13 protein-coding genes and 2 pseudogenes are annotated in these 17892 nt (G+C 58.5%); 8 read left to right on the top strand and 7 right to left on the bottom strand.

Going from position 1 to position 17892, the window contains the following annotated elements; genetic code table 11:
* Positions 1-50 precede the first annotated feature (50 nt).
* From IVA93_RS37815 to IVA93_RS37800, 4 genes and pseudogenes are all read right to left on the bottom strand, one after another.
* Positions 51-824 (bottom strand): E2 domain-containing protein, encoded by a 774-nt coding sequence (locus IVA93_RS37815; protein WP_247790033.1) that lies wholly within the window; start codon positions 822-824, stop codon positions 51-53.
* A gap of 15 nt (positions 825-839) precedes the next feature.
* Positions 840-1550, bottom strand: a complete 711-nt coding sequence (locus IVA93_RS37810; protein ID WP_247790032.1) for an adenylate/guanylate cyclase domain-containing protein — start codon at positions 1548-1550, stop codon at positions 840-842.
* A 384-nt stretch (positions 1551-1934) separates the two neighbouring features.
* Positions 1935-2084, bottom strand: a pseudogene (locus IVA93_RS37805) (DUF3223 domain-containing protein); the annotation flags it as partial.
* 81 nt (positions 2085-2165) lie between these two features.
* Positions 2166-4649 (bottom strand): AAA family ATPase, encoded by a 2484-nt coding sequence (locus IVA93_RS37800; protein WP_247790031.1) that lies wholly within the window; start codon positions 4647-4649, stop codon positions 2166-2168.
* A gap of 1319 nt (positions 4650-5968) precedes the next feature.
* On the opposite strand from IVA93_RS37800, the gene IVA93_RS37795 reads away from it, so the two are divergent.
* Complete coding sequence (locus IVA93_RS37795; RefSeq protein WP_247790030.1) at positions 5969-7486, top strand: T6SS phospholipase effector Tle1-like catalytic domain-containing protein; 1518 nt, start codon at positions 5969-5971, stop codon at positions 7484-7486.
* A 196-nt stretch (positions 7487-7682) separates the two neighbouring features.
* Here IVA93_RS37795 and IVA93_RS37790 read toward each other — a convergent pair whose 3' ends face one another.
* Positions 7683-8141 (bottom strand): hypothetical protein, encoded by a 459-nt coding sequence (locus tag IVA93_RS37790; RefSeq protein WP_247790029.1) that lies wholly within the window; start codon positions 8139-8141, stop codon positions 7683-7685.
* 919 nt (positions 8142-9060) lie between these two features.
* Here IVA93_RS37790 and IVA93_RS37785 point away from each other — a divergent pair.
* The 3 genes and pseudogenes from IVA93_RS37785 (at position 9061) to IVA93_RS41080 (ending at position 10811) form a co-directional block, all read left to right on the top strand.
* Positions 9061-9999, top strand: coding sequence for a hypothetical protein (locus IVA93_RS37785; RefSeq protein WP_247790028.1), 939 nt, complete (start codon positions 9061-9063; stop codon positions 9997-9999).
* Between the two features lie 157 nt (positions 10000-10156).
* A pseudogene (locus IVA93_RS37780) lies at positions 10157-10590 on the top strand (site-specific integrase); the annotation flags it as partial.
* A complete protein-coding gene (locus IVA93_RS41080) occupies positions 10587-10811 on the top strand; it encodes a hypothetical protein (protein WP_346016096.1) in 225 nt (74 codons plus the stop codon). The pseudogene IVA93_RS37780 and the gene IVA93_RS41080, both read left to right, overlap by 4 nt.
* 398 nt (positions 10812-11209) lie before the next feature.
* Here IVA93_RS41080 and IVA93_RS37770 read toward each other — a convergent pair whose 3' ends face one another.
* The gene (locus IVA93_RS37770; protein WP_247790027.1) at positions 11210-12253 is read right to left on the bottom strand and encodes a S1/P1 nuclease; all 1044 of its coding nucleotides are present in this window, start codon (positions 12251-12253) and stop codon (positions 11210-11212) included.
* 443 nt (positions 12254-12696) lie between these two features.
* On the opposite strand from IVA93_RS37770, the gene IVA93_RS37765 reads away from it, so the two are divergent.
* The 4 genes from IVA93_RS37765 to IVA93_RS37750 all read left to right on the top strand — a co-directional run bounded on the left by IVA93_RS37765 (position 12697) and on the right by IVA93_RS37750 (position 16039).
* On the top strand, positions 12697-13863 hold the full coding sequence (locus tag IVA93_RS37765) for a hypothetical protein (protein ID WP_247790026.1): 1167 nt from the start codon (positions 12697-12699) through the stop codon (positions 13861-13863).
* 826 nt (positions 13864-14689) lie between these two features.
* Positions 14690-15061, top strand: coding sequence for a hypothetical protein (locus tag IVA93_RS37760; protein ID WP_247790025.1), 372 nt, complete (start codon positions 14690-14692; stop codon positions 15059-15061).
* 184 nt (positions 15062-15245) lie between these two features.
* Positions 15246-15431, top strand: coding sequence for a hypothetical protein (locus tag IVA93_RS37755; protein ID WP_247790024.1), 186 nt, complete (start codon positions 15246-15248; stop codon positions 15429-15431).
* A 17-nt stretch (positions 15432-15448) separates the two neighbouring features.
* Positions 15449-16039 (top strand): hypothetical protein, encoded by a 591-nt coding sequence (locus IVA93_RS37750; protein WP_247790023.1) that lies wholly within the window; start codon positions 15449-15451, stop codon positions 16037-16039.
* Between the two features lie 256 nt (positions 16040-16295).
* Here the strand turns inward: IVA93_RS37750 and tnpC are convergent, their stop codons facing one another.
* The gene (tnpC, locus tag IVA93_RS37745; RefSeq protein ID WP_247384585.1) at positions 16296-17867 is read right to left on the bottom strand and encodes an IS66 family transposase; all 1572 of its coding nucleotides are present in this window, start codon (positions 17865-17867) and stop codon (positions 16296-16298) included.
* Positions 17868-17892 lie beyond the last annotated feature (25 nt).

Raw genomic sequence — 17892 nt, 5'->3', positions numbered from 1 at the left:
CCCTTAGCAGTTTAGGAAGAACCTTAGAATTACCCACGGTTGTCTCGTCATTACAAGTCAACCGTGTTCAATGATGGACGTTTGTCGGGGACAAGTGCTGCACGGTCATCCAACGGGCAATTTTTCATCGAACGACAGCACGGCTGGCCTCGCGCAGCGTCCCAGAAACGCCTTGTCTCCCGCCGGCGTGCAAACTCCAACTCGATCGGACAGCCCAACTTGTGACATTCGCGCCGTAGTATCGACCGCCCCTTTGCGTCCTTCCGACCGCACAGGCAGGCGCTGCGACCATTCCGGAGTTGCCCGGTTGTCCTGACCTTGTCCAAGCAGGCCGCAATAGGCCCGTCATCCGACCTGACCGCACGGTGAAAGTCGCCCAATCGGCCTATCGATTGCGCGAGCTGCTCTGCCTTGGCTTCGATGTCGCCGGCATCGCCGTGAGACATCTGAGCGTAGTCTGGCCAGATGCCAGTTTCACTTGCCGTATCCTGGCACAACAGGAATGACTTCAGCTTCACCCACCAGGCAGGTGCACTAGCATCGCTGATCCCTCTGCCTGCATTCAGTCCCAGGCAAAATGTGCCCCCTGCGTTGACATGCCTCTCCGGGCAGTAGTCAGGCACGAGCTTCACACCAGCTCTTTCCCGGGCAAGCACTTCCCTGCCATCGAAAGCCACCTTCAACGCGTAGAGCCGAGACAGATTACCGCTCGCGCGAACGGCCAGGGCATCGACGTTGATTTCGTTGACGTGGATAAGCGACACTTCCGCCCAGTCCGGAGCAACCCTCATGATGCTTTCGATGGGCTGCCCCGGAGAAGCCATGCCTGTCTACTCGGACTACAGGCTGCTGGCGTGAGAGCGAGCGGCCGGCTGCTCGCGCACCACCTGCACGACAGGTGATGAAACCGCGCCGAGAAGGTCTGCCGCCGAGTCGTACGTCATCAAGCGACCAGCCCCGAAATTCTTGCGCACGGAGAAGTCAGCAACGGCAGCAGCAGCGGGACCGAGACGCACGCCGCCGCCCTCAATTTGCTGCTGTACCCTCTCTGCTCCAACAGTTGCACGGCTTGCCGCACAGCGCACGCTCTCTTCGCCGCGCTGGCCCAGGCGCGTCACGGGCGTCTGGCCATACTCGATTCCGACTGCGAGATCGATGGCGGCCTTCGATCCGACGGTTTCCAGGCATAGATCAAAGGAAGATCGCATCGCGGAGGCACACAACGCCGCCTGCCGCACGCTCTTTTCGGCGTCATCGGCGCGTTCGCCTTCTGCCACGCAGCCGTGGATACAGTCACCGATGAAGCGCACACGCTTGCCGCCGAAATCCTCCTTGAGCACGGCGTTGAGCTCTTCCCGGATGACGTGAACGATCTTGACCGCCTCGCGGATCTTGTCGGAGCCACCGTGGATCGCTTGGTCGACGAAATTGGTAAACCCGTCGATATCCGCGAAGATCGACGCCATACCCATGCGGACTGAATTCGCCGGCGCGAGCTCGCTGAACTTGACCGTGGACAGCGGCAGCGCGGGACGCTTGAAGCGGAACATCGGCTCGGAGGAGTCGAAAGCGACCGCCGAAGCCCCTCAAATCGCCTCTTTTGTGATTCCATCGGGGCCACGGGTGACGGCGTTGAATCGCTGCCAGACGACATCGAAACGCTGCAAGCGACATTGATCGTTGCTCGGGCGGATGCTGCGGCCGCCCGTGCCCGGCAGTCCGACGACCAGGCGTTGATCGTCCATCTGAAGCTGCAGATCGAGAAACTCAACCGCGGTAGCGAAGAGATTATCGCGGGCCTTGTAAAGATCGAAACGCACGGTACGTCGAAGGGCTTGGGCGACCTCCTGCTTACGGCTTGGTGGTCGCTGGGAGATGCAGTGTGGATAGGAGAAATCCTTGCCGCGGCCATCCTTGCGGATGATCCGGAAGCATTGCGTTCCATGCTCGGTCATCATGAGTTGGAAATGGCTGACGCCATAGCCCACCTTGGCGACATATTCAGTGTGGCGTTCGAGAAGGGCCGCAACGTCGAGGCCATCCTCGTCCCTCACCCGCTCACCGGGCCGGTAGCGGTTAAGCATGGCCTTGAAGAACGCGGTGGCGTCGCCTTGCTTTTCGAAGCTGCGCGTCGCCAGCTCCTCGGGTTTTGAACGGCCTCCCATTCAAGCCACACCTGCCGGCGCTACCGCAAACTCGAACTGCGCCTCGCAACCATCATGCGCGCATACTGGCTTTTTGAGAGTAAAAGGCCTCTGGAACTTTTTCCGGCTGCACTTTTTGCAGGCGAACTGGCTGCGGAAAGCCTTGAACTCCTCCCAGCGCGCCTTCTCGTCGCCTATCGAGCCGCCGCCATAAAGCCCGTCCTGGAAGTGGCTGCCAAAATTCTCGATCTCGCCCTTCACCAAGCTGTCGAGGAAGCGGTTGTTGCCCCCCGGCACCAGCGCAGGCGCGAGCTTAGCATCCTTGAGCAGGCCGGCAAGCGCGGAGGCCAACTCGCTGCGTTCGTAAGAATAGGCCCTCTCCAGCGGCCGGATCCGCACGCTGACCCCGAAATCCCGACAGACGCCGAGAAGCCATTCTTCCTCGGCTTGACGCATCTCGTTGGCCGCCGACTGGCCCGCAGCCCAACGCGCCTCGACCATTTCGTCGCTGACCTTGTGGTCGGCGAAACGCGGCCCGTAGGCCGGATCGAGACCGATGATCCGGGTGAAGTGCCACACCTTTGCCTCGAGCTGGTCCTTCAAATAGTTGAAGAACCGCTCGTCGTGGGTGGCAATCAGGATTTGGCTGCCCCCGAACATGGTGGCGATGAGCCCTGCAATGGTGCGCCGATGATCGGCATCGTAGGAGGTAACGATGTCATCCAGCGCGATGATGGGCGCGCCGACGTTAAACTGCTGGATTGCCGCCATCCGCAACGCCAGCGCCACCGAATGGATCTGTGAGTCGCTCAAATAGCCGCCCGGTTGCACGCCAGTGCGATTCTTGGCGAAATCGATCAGGAGGTTGAGCCGCTGCTGGTTCGTGTCGTCTTCCGCCGGCAGCTCCAACCGGATTGGCGCGGCGCCAGCGCCCTGGATCAGCTCGTAGATGTCGTTCATCGGCGTCTGAAGCTTGTCGAGAAGGGCCTGCACCTTCTTGCGGATCTCGGCCGAGATTATCGTCGCCTGCGCCGTCAAGGCATCAGAGAGTTTCCCCAGCTGAGCTCGCGTCCGCAGGGCGAGGTCCCGCTCTCTCTGTAGCTCCAGCAGCCGATCGACCGTCGTCTTGGCCTTGATATAGGTGTGGTCGCCTTGTTTCGACTCTATGTCGACGATGGTCTGATCGAGCGCAGCGAGCAGCTTGGCGATCGCCGCAACGATATCCGCCGAGGCTGGCACGCCAGCCTGAGGCAAGCCGGCTATGCCGGCTTGATACGCGATGAGATCGGCTTTCAGTTCCGCTTCATCTTCGCCGAGGAGGCCAATGAGCCCCGGCAACGCAGCCACCAATTGGGTATGAGCTTTGGTCGCAGCAGTCTTGGCCGCGTCGAGCGCCTTCTTGGCGTCGGCATAATCGGCCAGCTCTTCCAGATGATTGGCGATATGACCCCGGATCGCCTCGGCGCTGCCCGCGGCCGTCTCAGCTACGGGCGTTTCACAGACCGGGCATACAGCAGGGGCCGGTGCACCTTCGGCGAAAAGCGGCTCCGCGGCTTTCCACAAAGCCTGAAACACGGTGCTCGCCGCCTTCCCGCGCTCTTCCGCTTCCTCGGCAACCGCGGCCGACAGCACCCCCACGGCCCCATCAAAGGTCGGAATCGCGCCGCTGGCGACGGTCTCGCCGCTCTCCGCGTCCGTTAGCTCCGCCCATAAGGCGGCCGCCGCATTGCGGATCTGACGCAGGCCTGCAAGCCCGATCTTGTTCTCTTCGGCCTTAGCGCGCGCTTCCAGCTCGAGATAGGCCGGATCGCCAGCCGTCAGCGCCGCCAGCACTAGCGACGCGTCGAGCGGAGCTAACACCGACATGTTGGCGTAAGCAAGTATCGCCGCCGAATCCCAGGCTTTCACCACCTGGGCCGCCTCCCTAGCGAGCTGGGTATCTACACGCTGCAGTGCCGTCCCGTCCTCCGACGCCGCCTTTACCTGCGTGCGCAGCGCGCGAATATTCTTCTGCACCTCGACTAGAGGGCCGAGCTGCAGCCAATTGGCGACATCCGTGTAGCGCTGTTCGGGCGTATGAATTTCGACGAAAGTGCGCAGCGCGTGCCCGCGGATGATTGGTGGCACCGCGAAGCAGGCGTTCACAGTCGTGACCACTGCCGGCATCGGCCGCTTCGCCCCTATCGCCGATCGGCTGCCGCTGGTGGCATGCTTGCCCGAAACGACGCCAATCGTGACCGCCGGAGCGATCTTCGCCTCCTCCGCCAGATTGTGCGCCAGTGCGACCGGCCCGGCCTGGTTGTTGATAGTGCGCAGCCCGAGCCTTTCGAGTGTGCCATCCTTGGAGAACATGAATTCCAGCGCATCGATGACGCTGGACTTGCCGCTTCCGTTCGGCGCAAAGATCGCCAGACAGCGCTTCTTGCTGAAATCGAATGTCTTCGGTTGGAGATACGCGCGGAACCCGGAAAGCTCCAAGGACTGAAGGAAGTAAGAGTCAGCCATTGGCCAGCCCCGCGTTCGGAGGATTGGCACGGTGCGAGTTTCAGGACGGCGTCCTTGGCCTGAGCGACGGCGTTCTGCGCGGGCTGCGCTTTCAGGATGTGCGTCTTCAGGATATCCGCCAAGCCGGCATCGACACCCTCCCTCTGCGTCAAGCCTTCTCCCAATCTCGCAAGAAATGCCTCGGGCGACTCTATAGGCTCTACTTCACTTTCCACGCGCTTATTCCCTATTGTCTGCCTGAGGCACCGAGACTGCCGCAGAAAAATGGCACTTCCTTCAACTTTACTAGCTTAGGAAATTCTTTTGCGGAGACTATCCTGTACCAGGAGCCCAAAATCGCGACACGCTTCCGCTGCTGCGCGATTCGGCTGATTCGTCTTTCTCGGAGGACGGCCAATGGTCACTCGGATCCACACTAAAGCGACCACCGCAAGCAGGAGAGCGATGAGTCTGCAACCCGTGCGATGGATCGCAGAATCTCATGATGTAGCTCCTGGCTGCCCGACGTTGGCCAATGAAGAAGAGAATCAGCGACTCCGTTGGAGAATAGGCCGTGTGCTGATTCGGTGCACGTCGCGCACTCACGTAATGATGCACGATAACTGCGCCACAGCAGGCGTGCGGGTCGAAATCATGCGTGGGGTTGGAGGGCACACAACTAATCGGCCAGGCCAAGGCGCTGGACCGGAACCATAGCTCCCTCTTTTTGATCCGAGGCGCGCCGCCTCGGGAATGAGATCGGAGAAGGCTTGCCCGCGGCAAAGGCGCTCTAAAGCGTGCGATCTCCCGTGGCGCAGCCGCCTTCGGCGGAGCGGCGCTAACGTTATATCGACGTCGGGCCGCAATCCTTGCTTGGGTGGCACGATGTCGGGCGCATCTCGGCGGGCCGGTCGATCTAACCTGCGGTGATTTCCCTTGCCTGGGTGCTGGCCAAAACGCCAATGTCCGCATCATTCCCAACGCAACGAGCTTGGAGCAACTGAAAGCCAATGCTCGTGCTGCGGATCTCATCCTTTCAAAAGAGAAATAACCGACCCGATCTGATCGGCGAGTTCGTCGACATGTCACGGCAGTACGCAACTCGAATGCACATTCTGGACGCGCCGCCTCCGTTGAACGCGATCTACGCCTTTCGCCGTGTGTGATTGCTGCAGACGGCCGGGTGAGCGTGTCGATCGCCGCGTCCGAACTGCGGGCAAGCGTTCGGCTCCGACCAGCTCAGCGCCGCTCCGAATATGCAGCAGCACGATCGGCCCAAGTATTCCGCAGGCACAATCTATCATACATTTTCGGAACTATCACACTCGGGATGGGGTGAAATGCCGAAGAACATTGTGATCTTCTCAGATGGCACCGGCCAGGCCGGCGGCATCAATTTCGACGAGGCTAGAACGAACGTCTACAAGCTCTACCGAGCTTGTCGCGTTGGTCCTGATACCAAGGTTGAGCCATCAGCACAGGTGGCCTTCTACGATCCTGGTCTGGGGTCGGCTTCCGACGGCGGCCACTTCAAGACTGGCTGGATGCGGTGGCTCTACAACCTGGCCAGCATGGCAACGGGCCTCGGGATCACCCGCAACATCGTCGATTGCTACGCGGCGATCATCGCTCTCTACGAAGAGGGCGATCGAATCTATCTGATCGGCTTCAGTCGCGGCGCCTATACGGTTCGATCTGTCGCCGGCGTGATGACCCAATGCGGCATCCCGCAATACCTGCCCGATGGTTCTCCCCTCAACCGCGACTCCAAAAGTATCAAGAAGTTGGCCGAGCACGCGGTCAAGAATGTTTACCAATTCTGCCCCTCCTACACCCGGAAGGACACCATAGGTTACCGAAAATTCCTGCTCGAAACGCGGGATGCCATCGCAGCGCAATTCCGGCGCGAGCATGGCAGTTCACAGACCGTTGGCGAGGTCGAACAGGCCAATGTATTTCCGTATTTCATCGGCGTCTTCGATACCGTCGCGGCTCTCGGGCACAGATATCTTGGATCTGCGCTCGTAGCGCTTGGCATCGCCATCCTGGTCGGACTGCATGCGGGCGGCAGCGTGCTCGAGCCTTACTTTCCGTGGGCTGTATGGGCAGCCCGCATCTTGAGCTATTTCGGCATCACAGCCGCACTGATTGCGTTTCTGAGGAATTATCCCAAGGTCGCGCCGCCAATGCCGGCCTACAGTCTGGCCAAGCAGCTCATGACCCTGCACCTGGCGCCCCCCAAGCACAAATTCTATGACACCACATTGAACCGCAATGTCGGCTACGCCAAACATGCGATTTCGATCGACGAGAACCGCGCCGATTTCAAACGGGTTCCCTGGTCGCCGACTGCCGAGAAGCAGGACCAACGCGATGCTCACGGCAATCTCTATTTCGAGCAAGTCTGGTTTCCGGGCGTACACGCCGACATTGGTGGTGGCTATCTGGAGAATGAAGCGCGCCTGTCGGACGTGGCGCTAAAATGGATGGTCGCTGGGGCGTCGCTCGTCCCCGATGGTCTCAAGCATCATGGCAGCGTCTTGCGGCTATCTCCAGACCCCGCCGGACCGCAACACAATGAGCAAGCGGGCAGCATCCTGACGGCCGGTGTGCGCCACCTTCCTGTCGATCCGGAGACGGGCGAGTCCGCGTCACCAATGCACAAATCCGTCTACAAGCGGTTCGAAACAGACCACATCCTGCTTTATGATCGGATGGCACCTTATCGTCCGGACAACATGCGCGTTCACGTCGATTTCCGGAGCTATTTCGACCACGGGACGCCTCCATTGCCTAAGTGCGTTGCAGACGATCTCGAGTCGAAATGGGAAAAAGCCGACCATGTGGGCCGGCTATAGAGCTTGAGCCTTCACGTCCCTATCGTCGGATAGACGACATCGACGCACGCGCCCGTGCCGCGGTCCTCCTTGATCACCGCTCCTCCACCGGCTGCCCAGCGAAGATTGGCTGCGACCGCGCCGGGAGCGATCGATGTCCCACGAAACTCTGTGAATGGGACCGATGGGCTCGATTGCTTTCGAGTGAAGCAGCAGATCAGCCGACAGCTTTTTGCTTGATCCAGTATGCGATAATGTAGGCTTGGTCCGTAAAAGTCGATGCGATAAGGTCCAAGTCGAGTTTTTTGCAAATCTTGCGCTTTTGCTTTTCGAATTCCATATATTCCTTGGCTATCACAGTCCCGCCAGGAAGAACTTTCTGATTTGACTCCGCTCGAAGAAAGTCGCGGACCTGAGCTATGACAGAATTGGTATTTCCGTTATGCGACTGTATGTCTTGCCCGGCGATGTCGGAGATAAATTTCTGATATCGATACTTCTCTTTGTCCAACACCAAACAACTTTTCCGACGCTGTTGCGCTGTTCCAAATCGCTTCGCTCCCAAGAAAATTCCTAGTTCAAGGGGCATGTTGAACCGCGGTAGTCGACTTGTACTATCCAGCTCAGTTCGACAAAGATCGTGAATGCCATACCGGCATTGTTCGACCAGCTTCATGATCTTTTCGATCCGGGTCCCCCCGCTATCGATACTTTCGAGCGCGCAACGAGGCTGGAAGCCGCAGCGAGCGACAGTGAAAACTATCGCGTCGAAAAAAGGTCTATATTTCTTATCGAAGGGACAATTTATGAAGACAGCCAGGTCCGCAGATGGGCGAGACATTAAGATCTTCCGCGAACACCTGTGATGGCCTTCTCTAGGCGCTGCACACTGAATCCGCGTGGCTTACCTGGCGGCTTCACGATGACGACTCCGTCTGGCGTCGCCCCGATCGGATCGTAACCAGCCGTCTTGTACAGGTTTTTTATCCGCTTCACGCCGGGATTCTTGCTTTCGCCTACTGTGACCCAGCTCCCCCCCGCGGCCTTCTTCACCTCTGCGGGAGGTAGCATTCGGAAGGTTGCTCCAACCAAGTTGCCCGAATGCCCGGTACCGGCGGTGGACTTTTTAGCCGCCGCTCTACTGGATTTCTTCACTGCCATTTGATGCCATGTCTCTCGAAAGTCGCGACTCTCATCTACAGCAAGATGTAAGACCACTCCATCCATACGAAAAGAGGAATTATGAGGTTCTTAGAGAACCACCACCGTATGGAGACGCAAAGAGACCAAAGAAAGTATCCTCGGATCCGCACCTTAAGTAGTAGCAAAATTCTTTCGCAATTACAACAAGTAACTTCGGGATAGCGTCGCGTCCGATATACGCCCAGTATCATTTGGATTCGATCGGTCTGCTGCAGGCACATGAAAGTACGTGCGGCTACTCTCCGGGAGGTCGAGCAGGTATGAGCGTGGTCCACCAAGCATTTGGTGAGCCGCGGCCAAGGAAGCTAACGCGGCCCCGTTCTGGTTTTCGTTCGGTTCGAGAAGCCTTTTTTAGTTACTCAGCGCGAAAAAAGGATTCCGGCTATTATTAGATGCGCAAAAGTGTTTTGAGCGCGAGCATTATCATGCCCAAAAGGACATACCGACCCAACTATTCGCCGCCGATCGGCCCGCGGGCTCAAGAGATCAAGGCATTACGACGCGAGCTGTCCGACCTTCGCCATGACCTGATCCGACTGCAGCCTCGAGCGAGTGCTGACCTGCTGTTCAGCTACTATGGCTGCACAACGAGGGCGTGGGAAAAATGGAAGCGCGATACCGCCGGAGCCGTGATCCAGCACGCCAAGGTCGATCCGGCGCTGGCCTCATATCCCGGCATCGAAGAGCGCGCGGCATGCCCGTTATGTGGGAATGGCACGACCGCATTCGGCGCGCGCGGCGGGTTCGCGTACCCAGGCAGGCTGGAACGTCAGCTGAGGGGTTACGGCAATATGCACCAATGCACGGTGCTCGGCACGGCATTCAAGCTCGCGGCCGATTACCTGCACGAAACGTTGCTCGCCAGTGACCGCGCCGAAAAGGAGCGCGAGCAGAAGCGACGGGAGTTGGAACCGATGGTGCAGCACGCGGCGCAGGCTCCTCCGGCCTTTCTATACCAGAACGAGTGGCGCGGCCCCGCGCGATGCGAAGCAAAGATAGGTGAGGCCGAGCAGCGGCTACACGATCTCGGCTTCGAGATCATCATCGAGGGCAATGTTCGGACCTACAGGTTCGTCCAGGACGACTGGCTTGTCCTTGCCGATCCGCTTGGCGCCAAAAAGATCGAATTCGGAGGTGACAAGCCTCACCAACCCGAAGAAAACGGCGCGGCATTGGCGCGCCGACACCTTCTATATGCTCGAGAGCTACGCACTCGACATCCCGGCAAATTCCCAAAGCGGCTCCAGGAGGCCATCGAAAGCTTCGGTGAGGCGGCGAAGTCGAGCAAGGATTCTATGAGAAGACTAGCACGCCTGACTGGCTGCGCCTGATTGTGCACCGGCGCCGCGACGGAGTCGTCTATGTCCGGCTTCACCGGTTTGAGCCAGTGGACCTCTAGTGTCGCCCGATGCGCAGGTGCGAAATACACGCTGATCGAGGCAAGGTTGTTTCCGAAAGAGACAAAGAGATAGGTAGGGCCGTCGGTCCGCTAATGAGAAGATCATCGACTGGTCGAAGACCAAGAACGACCAGCCCCATGCCGTTCCGGTGCCAGATCTGGCCGCAGAGTTGATCTCGTCCATCAACGTAAACGAACACGGCTGGTTCTTGCCTTCCGCCAAGGACCCGTCGAAGCCGGTCAGCCACGGCACGCTTTATTCGTTGATGTGGCGCCAGCGAGACCGCGGCGTGATCCCCTAAGCGACGAACCGGGACCTGCGCCGGACCGTCAAGACGCTGGCCGGCACAGCGGTATCCCGAAGGAAATCCGCGACCGCCTGCAAAACCACGCCTTGCAAGACGTCAGCTCAAGGCACTACGACCGCTGGAACTACATCGCCGAGAAGCGGGCCGGGATGGCGAAATGGGACAAGTTCGTCCGCGCCATGCTGGCGAAGAAGCGCCTAAAGGGGGCCGCATGACCTCGGCCGCCGAAACCCGCTCCTCACCGCGCAAGGACATTCGATACGGCGCCGAAATAGACGCGCAGACCTATACGGCATTGGTCGCAGACCTGAAGCAGAAAAGTCACGGCGACACGGCACCGGCCGCATGTCGTCATCGTGAGCTGGTCTTTCTCTACTGCACCACCGGTCGTGATATTCTGGATGGCAGGAACGCGAGAGTTGGGGCGCCAAGGTGATCGATCGCCTAGCTGGCGATCTCGCCAAAGCCATTCCAGAGATGACGGGCCTATCCGTCGGAACGTCCTCGCGCACCAGATCGACAGTAATCTGTACGACCGTCAAGGCGGTGCGCTGACCAACTTTTCGCAGACGCTTCCGGCCGAGTAATCCGAACTCGCTCAGCAAACCCTCAAGGCCCCCTGTACGTTCGGCTTCCTCTCGCTTGGGCCTGAAATGAAGACGCCGCTACTGCCGCTCCCATGAGGGCATACGCGACAACGCGGGCCGTTCGTCAGGGCACGAGCCCAGTTTAGCTGGCAACTTGTATGCAGCAGCACAAGGCTACCACTTAACAAGCCATCGGTGAGGTAATCGGTCGAATGGGGCGCCGCAGGGAGGACACCGGCTCCGGGGTTCAGGGCCAAACGGCGTTCAAAAGTGCAGCGAGTCTAGCACCAGCTTTGGCAAGCTGCCTGCGCTTCATTGTGTCAACCTGACGCAGGTAGGCGTCGCGATCGCCATACGTGACGGTCCATCTACGACCGCTCCGGGCAAAATTCGCGCCGGAGAATACCTCCTGAGCAGCCAGAACGGTGTCGGTTGCCCATGCCACCGGCCAGTTTTCAATGCGGCCGTGATCGGTCGGAACCGCTTTCGCGATGGCGAGCAGCTCCGGAGTCATAGCCTCGCCAAGGTCGCCTGGAATGGCGTCCCATTCACCATGGAAGTTGTTGTGATTTTCCAGGATGCTATTGCCGCCCGTGGTCTCTGTCGCAGGGTCAATCGTATGCGTTACATCCGGATCTACGAGACTGCCCGCCTCATCCAGGTACACCGAGCCCACGTGGAGAGGCTGGTGGAGATCCCCCATGAGGTGGGATAGTACAAAAAGCGCTTCTTTTTTATCTTTGATTGAGAACGGAGGCGGTGAAGGCCGCCCGAGCAGGACGGCAATGGTAGCATTCGTGGCTGCAACCAGATCGTGGTCATTTGTGCCTTGGAAATTGCGGTCGAAGCGATCCCGTTGAATCGCGACATCGTCGAAGTGGTAAGTGTTATGGCAACCACGTTCGACATTGCTTGACCTATAGCTGCACTGCGACCAGTTGCGCGCGACATAGTCCTCCATCCGCGGCTGTTCAGTAGCCGTCCTGAACTGGGTGCAGGGGGTCTCGTATTCGGGATGGTTGGCATCGGTCGTGTAAACGAAAGAGCCGTCGTTCTGGCGGGCGACGCTTTTTACGCAATCTAACCAAGGTCCGGCAGTCTTGAGATCAAAACCCAGGATCTGAGCGACCTGCTGCCTAGCATTGTCCGTGAGCATCTGGTCGGCGATGGAGCCGACCACCCGATGCCCCTTGTATCCCCAGGCCAGGGATGATGCAGGATGAAGAGCAACTCCAACTAGTATGGCCAGAGCAAGGTACCGGCAGAAAAGTAGTGCGGGGCTGGCAAACATGCGGTTCACCCGATTGTCGAGCGCCAGAAGCGCTCCAGAGGAAAAATGTATTGAGCCAAAATTCTACTTGAACTTGTGATGTGGTTTTATAACCTGAGGTCCGGGGGTTCAACACAATTTAGCTGTCCCTGATGCTCACGCCATAGCCACTTAGCGCGCGCGGAGATTTGTAGCGCCACGTTGATGGTGGGAGGAGCGGGAGCGCAGGGTCTTCTTAGGCGAAGCTACTGGTGGGTTTTCTCGCAGATTGTTGAGCAGGCGCTCCGCCGCTCCTGGAGATGTTTGCTCTATTCGGCTTTGTAGGTTGGGATCGGCCCCAATGCTTAACGGATCGGCCCTGGCTCCGTTTCCTGGCATCGAGCAGACCGCGGCAATCACTGCTGACAGTAGAACCCGATGTTTTTTGCTCAATCGTTGTTTCATATCTTTTCCCGGAGTTGGACATGCAGCGGGGTTCTTTAAGAATATCTGGCCTGATTGCGGCAATTGTCGTTCTTCCAGCCGCGGCCGCGTACGCTCAGGTTGATCCGAACCTTCAGGTGCGGATTGAGACCCTCACGCCGCCTAGGGACCGAAAGCCAGACCTGCCTGAAACGGAAATCATAACCAAAACGAGGGTACAGACCTACACGACAAAAGAGGTTATCGATGTGCCGCCTGAGGAGCAGCAGCGAAGGTTGGACAAGGTACTCGCGGAGAAGGGCCTCATGCTGCCAATGACGACCGACGCGCGGGACCGGGCCATAAAGAGATACGGCCTCGATCGGGAAACCAGGACAGTTCGGAAGAAGAAGGTGGTCACTGAAAGCGTCGTGGTCGCTAAGCCACGGGAAACTAGAATTGTGGTCGGTGCTACAACTCAATCCGTCTTCGATACCAACGCCGCAAAGACGCCTCACGCAGTTGGAGACACCGTCTTTGGCACGACGGGCTCTATTACCGTAAACGTGCCGGTCGGAGTTGCCGATAGTTTCATCTTCCAAACCGGAGTAAATGACCAGCGCTACGCTAAGCTAGTAGCCAAGAACGTTGACATCCTCTTCAACAGCGCGACCTACAATCAGGTCCTGAAGATTGTCGCGCCGGGCAAGACGGACGGGACCACGACTTCCGATGTCATGAGTTACTCGCTTGGCTCAAGCACCGTGTACGGCTCCGGATTCAATCCTTATCTAGTCGAGCTGTTCACCCCGTCGATCGCCTGGGCCCGTAACAATATGGATTTTGGGGGCACCCTTTGCGGTGTCAAGGGGAATGAAGCGTTCTGCATCGCAGGTACTTTCGTTGCCGAGGGCGAGTTCACGTTCTCCGACGTCGCAACTCAGCGGAACGCCTCTTCGAAACTGGTAGGCGGCGTCACATGGCAAACGCCGGTTGCCGGGCTCACCGCGTCCGCCGGTGGCTTTATCCAGGGCAGGCACTTCACTGAATTCCCAGGTGGTCGCGATGACCTTATCCTTCAGGCGTCTGCACGGGCCGATTGGGTGTCCAACGCGAATGTCCAGCTCAGCGGCGTCCTCCAAGTAACCCAGCAGTTCTCAACGGTGAAGGTTCTGGAGTGGAACGGCCTAGCGGTGTTTCCGTATCTGAAGTTGAAAGTAACGTTCTGAAGCTATTCGCGGGCAACAAAAGCCATTGATGGTAAGCTATGGGATTTCGGACAATTGCAGTTGCGTCGCTCCTCATAGGCATATCCTCAAGCGCAATAGCGTCCCTTGCTCATCTCGTCTCTCCTTGTTCGCGGCCATCGGGCCGTGCCGGCGACCCGAAAAACGCGGAGAAGGAAGCAGCCTGAGGGTTTTTGTCGGGGGACATTTAGCGGGCAAGAAGCGGCATCGCGCTCCAGGTCGCCGGGAGCCCCTGAGTGGCGCAAGGCTCCGCCCAAGCCACTGGAGACCGGTGTCTGGTAGCCTTACTATTTTGGCAACCCAGCGCTCTATCCGTTGGAGGTTGTTCGCCCGGACGCCGGATTAGCCAGAAGGCTGCCGCACCCGAAAATTGCAGCCCGCGCGCCGGCGGCGCACGGAAACTTCCGCAAAGAAAGCTGGGCCGAAAGGCCCGGCTCATCTTGATTATTTGGCAGGTCAACGCTGCCAATGAAGAATGCTCAGCTGCGGCAACGCAGCACTTGTGGAAGGGCCCTTGTCGGCCAGCGGCCCACTCAGCAACCGTGGCGGTCGCGCCTTTTCAAGTCCGCCAGTTGCCGCGGCAGCTTCGTCATGCACCCCTTCGCGCTTCGGCTCTCGAATGACCGTCTTGGTTACCTGTCCAAGGCCGTTTGGGGCGGTAGGCTGAAAAGCTGAGAAATAAGGGCACATTCTCGCTTGGAATCATCAAATTTTAAGCATAGAAGTGGAACCTATTCGTGTACTGGGCCTTTTGCATTTACCTTTGCGTGTGCTGCATTTTCCGGAGGATACTGTCTTCGACAGCTTCATGACCATGTTCAGCTCGCTCTTCGTTGCGGGTCATACGACGCGCGGCGCACAAGTTGCGTTCGTGACCACCGTGCTTTTTTCGGGCATCCAGATAATACTCTCGGCAAAAACCCTCTCGCTTGCTCGGTATCCCGTCAAGCAGCAGTATCGTGGCATCTGGTACGAGCTGAACCTGCTCTATCTTCTGCTCAAGAAGCATACTCTGGGAATAGTGTTGAGGCAGCCGCTCACGCAGGCGGAATTCAAACGTTACGATCGTGCACGCGAGGTCGCGAAGAACATCTTCATCAGTTTCCTTTTCTTTCCGCTCTCTCTTGTAGTGATCGCGGCTGCAGCTGGTTGCAAGAGACCCAGGGACCACAGGTACTGATTACTTCCTTCTCTTCATTTCGATCGTGACCACGATTGTGCAACTTCGGATTTACGACAGCGAAAGACGTATATACAACGGGAAGGCAGTCAACCCATCGTTTTCCAACGCTCCGGAGGAGGTCTCAGTGCCTCCGCGAAACGGAGTGCATGACCTTGGCTCCGGGCTCCAGCAGGAGTCTGCGATGAGTTCAAAACCTATCTATGAACGTATAGACCCAAAGTCTTTTGCAAAGACAGCCAGTGAAGCCAGCAAGAACATCGCCGAACTCATTGAGGCGGATAAACGGAAGACCGAAGACGCGCTCGTGAAATCGAAGTGGTCCAATATGTTCGAGATCTCAGGCGCTCCAGCAAAAGACAAGAAATAGACGATCTGTAAGGGGGGATGGCGGCACGCAAGTGCCGTCATTTTTATGGCATGAAAGTTGTTGGTTTTCACGGGACGACGGAGCAAGGACGTCTCGATATCCAAAGAGATGGGATCCGCACCGCAAACCGGCTCAATCGCCGGCCGAAATGGCTTGGGATGGGTTTCTATCTCTTTCAGGATGCGCCGCAGGCGGCCAGGTTGTGGGCAAGTGAAGTAGGCCGTCGGCGCAGCCAGAAACCAGCGGTGCTCAAAGCGACAATCGACCTGAGAGATTGTGTTGACCTGACCGATATCGCCTACTGGAAGCTTTTCGAGGACAACAAACATAACCTCGGCGTACCAGATCGCGCTCAAATTGGCCCGGAAGCTCTATTTCGAAGTCTGAGCGAAGAGGAGAACAGGGAGCTCTACGCCAATTATGAGGATGATCACTACATCACTGCGTTTGTCGCGCTTCTGGAAAAGGAGGGCCATCCCGTGCGTTCGATTCGCGCCGCCTTCATGGAAGGAAGCCCTATTCATACGCGCTCATGGTTGCTTGACCGATCTCATGTTGCAATCTGCGTGCGCTCGGATGACGTCATCGAACATGCAGAATGGATCTGAGGTGGTAGGCATGAGAAGCTGAGCCCGGACACGAATTGCCCCGCACCGTTCCGATGCGGGCGGGTAGCTCTGCACGTTGCGGGTCATCAGCTGTCAACGGGCTTCGATCATCTCCGAGAGCTGGAGGATGGTTTCCCTCACCACGCCAGCGTGCCTAACCGCTGCTCTGGGAAGAATGTAAGCGCGATTTTCTCCGCACGATGACGCCCGCGCTTTTGACGGATGGCCTTCGTATCGAGGGCGGCATCTGACCCGTTCAGGCAGCGGCGGTTTTGGGGAAGTTGAAGGGCAGCAGGTCGGTGATATCGGCGTCGTCGGCGCGCTGAGGCAATTCGGTGAGCACGTGGCGCAACCAGGCTAACGGCTCGACGCGTGAGGCGCGGCAGGTCAGCATCAGACTGTAGACGACGGCACTGGCCCTGGCTCCCTCGACGGTGTCGCTGAACAGCCAGCTCTTTCTGCCAGTGGCAAAGATTCTGATATCGCGCTCCAGGAGATTGTTGTCGATCGGCATCCTGCCGTCTTGCGTGTAGCGCGTCAGATATGACCATTGGTTCAGAGTGTAGGATACGGCATCGCCAAGCTTGCTGTCGGGCAAGACCTTCGGGGCGATTTGATCGAGCCATTCCTTGAGGGCGTTCAGGACGGGAATGCTGTGTTGCTGGCGGAAGCGGCGAATGCATTGATCTGGCGTTTCGCCTCTGTCTGGTTTTTCGTCCCGCGCCTGCCTTTCAACCCGGTAAAGCTGTTCGAAGAACCGCAGCGCCTGCTCTGGCGGGCCGCCGCCCTTCTTCCTCGCCTTGAGGGCATCGACAAAGCGCCGTCGGGAGTGGGCCATGCATCCAATGTGGGTGGTCCCTTCCAGCGTGCGCCATGCGGTATAGCCGTCACTCATCACGATGCCACGGTAATCGCCGAGGAAGGCCTGCGGGTGGATCTGGCCGCGGCCCGGCTGATAATCCAGAAGAACGATGGGCTCGTGACTGCCCTGGCCGCTGCGATAAGCCCACATGTACGATGTGCTGGTGGCTTTTTTGTCCTTCTCCTTGAGGACCTGAACCGTCGTCTCGTCGCCATGGATGAGAGGTTGCAGTCTGAGCCGCAGCTTCAGGGCGTCTGAGATGCGATGCAGATGCTTCTCGCTCGAGCCGATCACCCAGTGACCCAAAGCGCCGCGGCTGACAGGAACACCTGCGCGTTCGAAGGCCTGCGCCAGACGGTAGAGCGGCGTGCCATCGACATATTTGTGAACCAGCGCGAACGCCAGCGTTGAGGCCGTGGCAACGCTGCCCGGCAAGGGCTGCGTCGGCATCGGCGCGGTCACGACAGGGGCATTGATCCCGGTGCGATCGCAATGGCGGCACCCATATTTGAAGCGCACATTCTGTAAAACCTTCGCCTTCACCTCGATATGAAGTTGCTCGGTGACAGTCTCGCCCATGCGATGCATCTGGCCACGGCAGCAAGGACACGCCTTCTGATCGTCGGGCAGGTCATACTCGACCCGCTCACGCGGCAGGTTCGCCGGCAGCGGTCTGCGGCCGCGCTTCTTTCCCGTTGTGCTTTCGACGGGTGGCAAGCCCGTGTCCGGAAGTTCGGCGATATTGTCCGTTTCGCTGCCGGCATCATCCTCGTCGGCGGCCTGCTCGGCTTCATTGAACAGACGGTCGACGTGCTTTTCGCTGCGCGGCGCAAAACGATGCAGGCGTGCCAGCGCCAGTTCTTCCTCGAGCCTGACGACGCGCTCCGTGAGCTGACGATTCTCCACCTGCAGCGCAGCAATGCGCGCCAACAGCGCTTCGACACTCGGTTCGCCGGTTCGATTCATCGGATTCTTGAATCTGAACCGTACC

Origin of the sequence: Bradyrhizobium sp. 155 (genome assembly GCF_023101105.1) — a bacterium.
GTDB lineage: Bacteria > Pseudomonadota > Alphaproteobacteria > Rhizobiales > Xanthobacteraceae > Bradyrhizobium > Bradyrhizobium canariense_D.
Note: the sequence above shows the minus strand (reverse complement) of the source record. Positions and strands in the feature narration are given on the sequence as shown.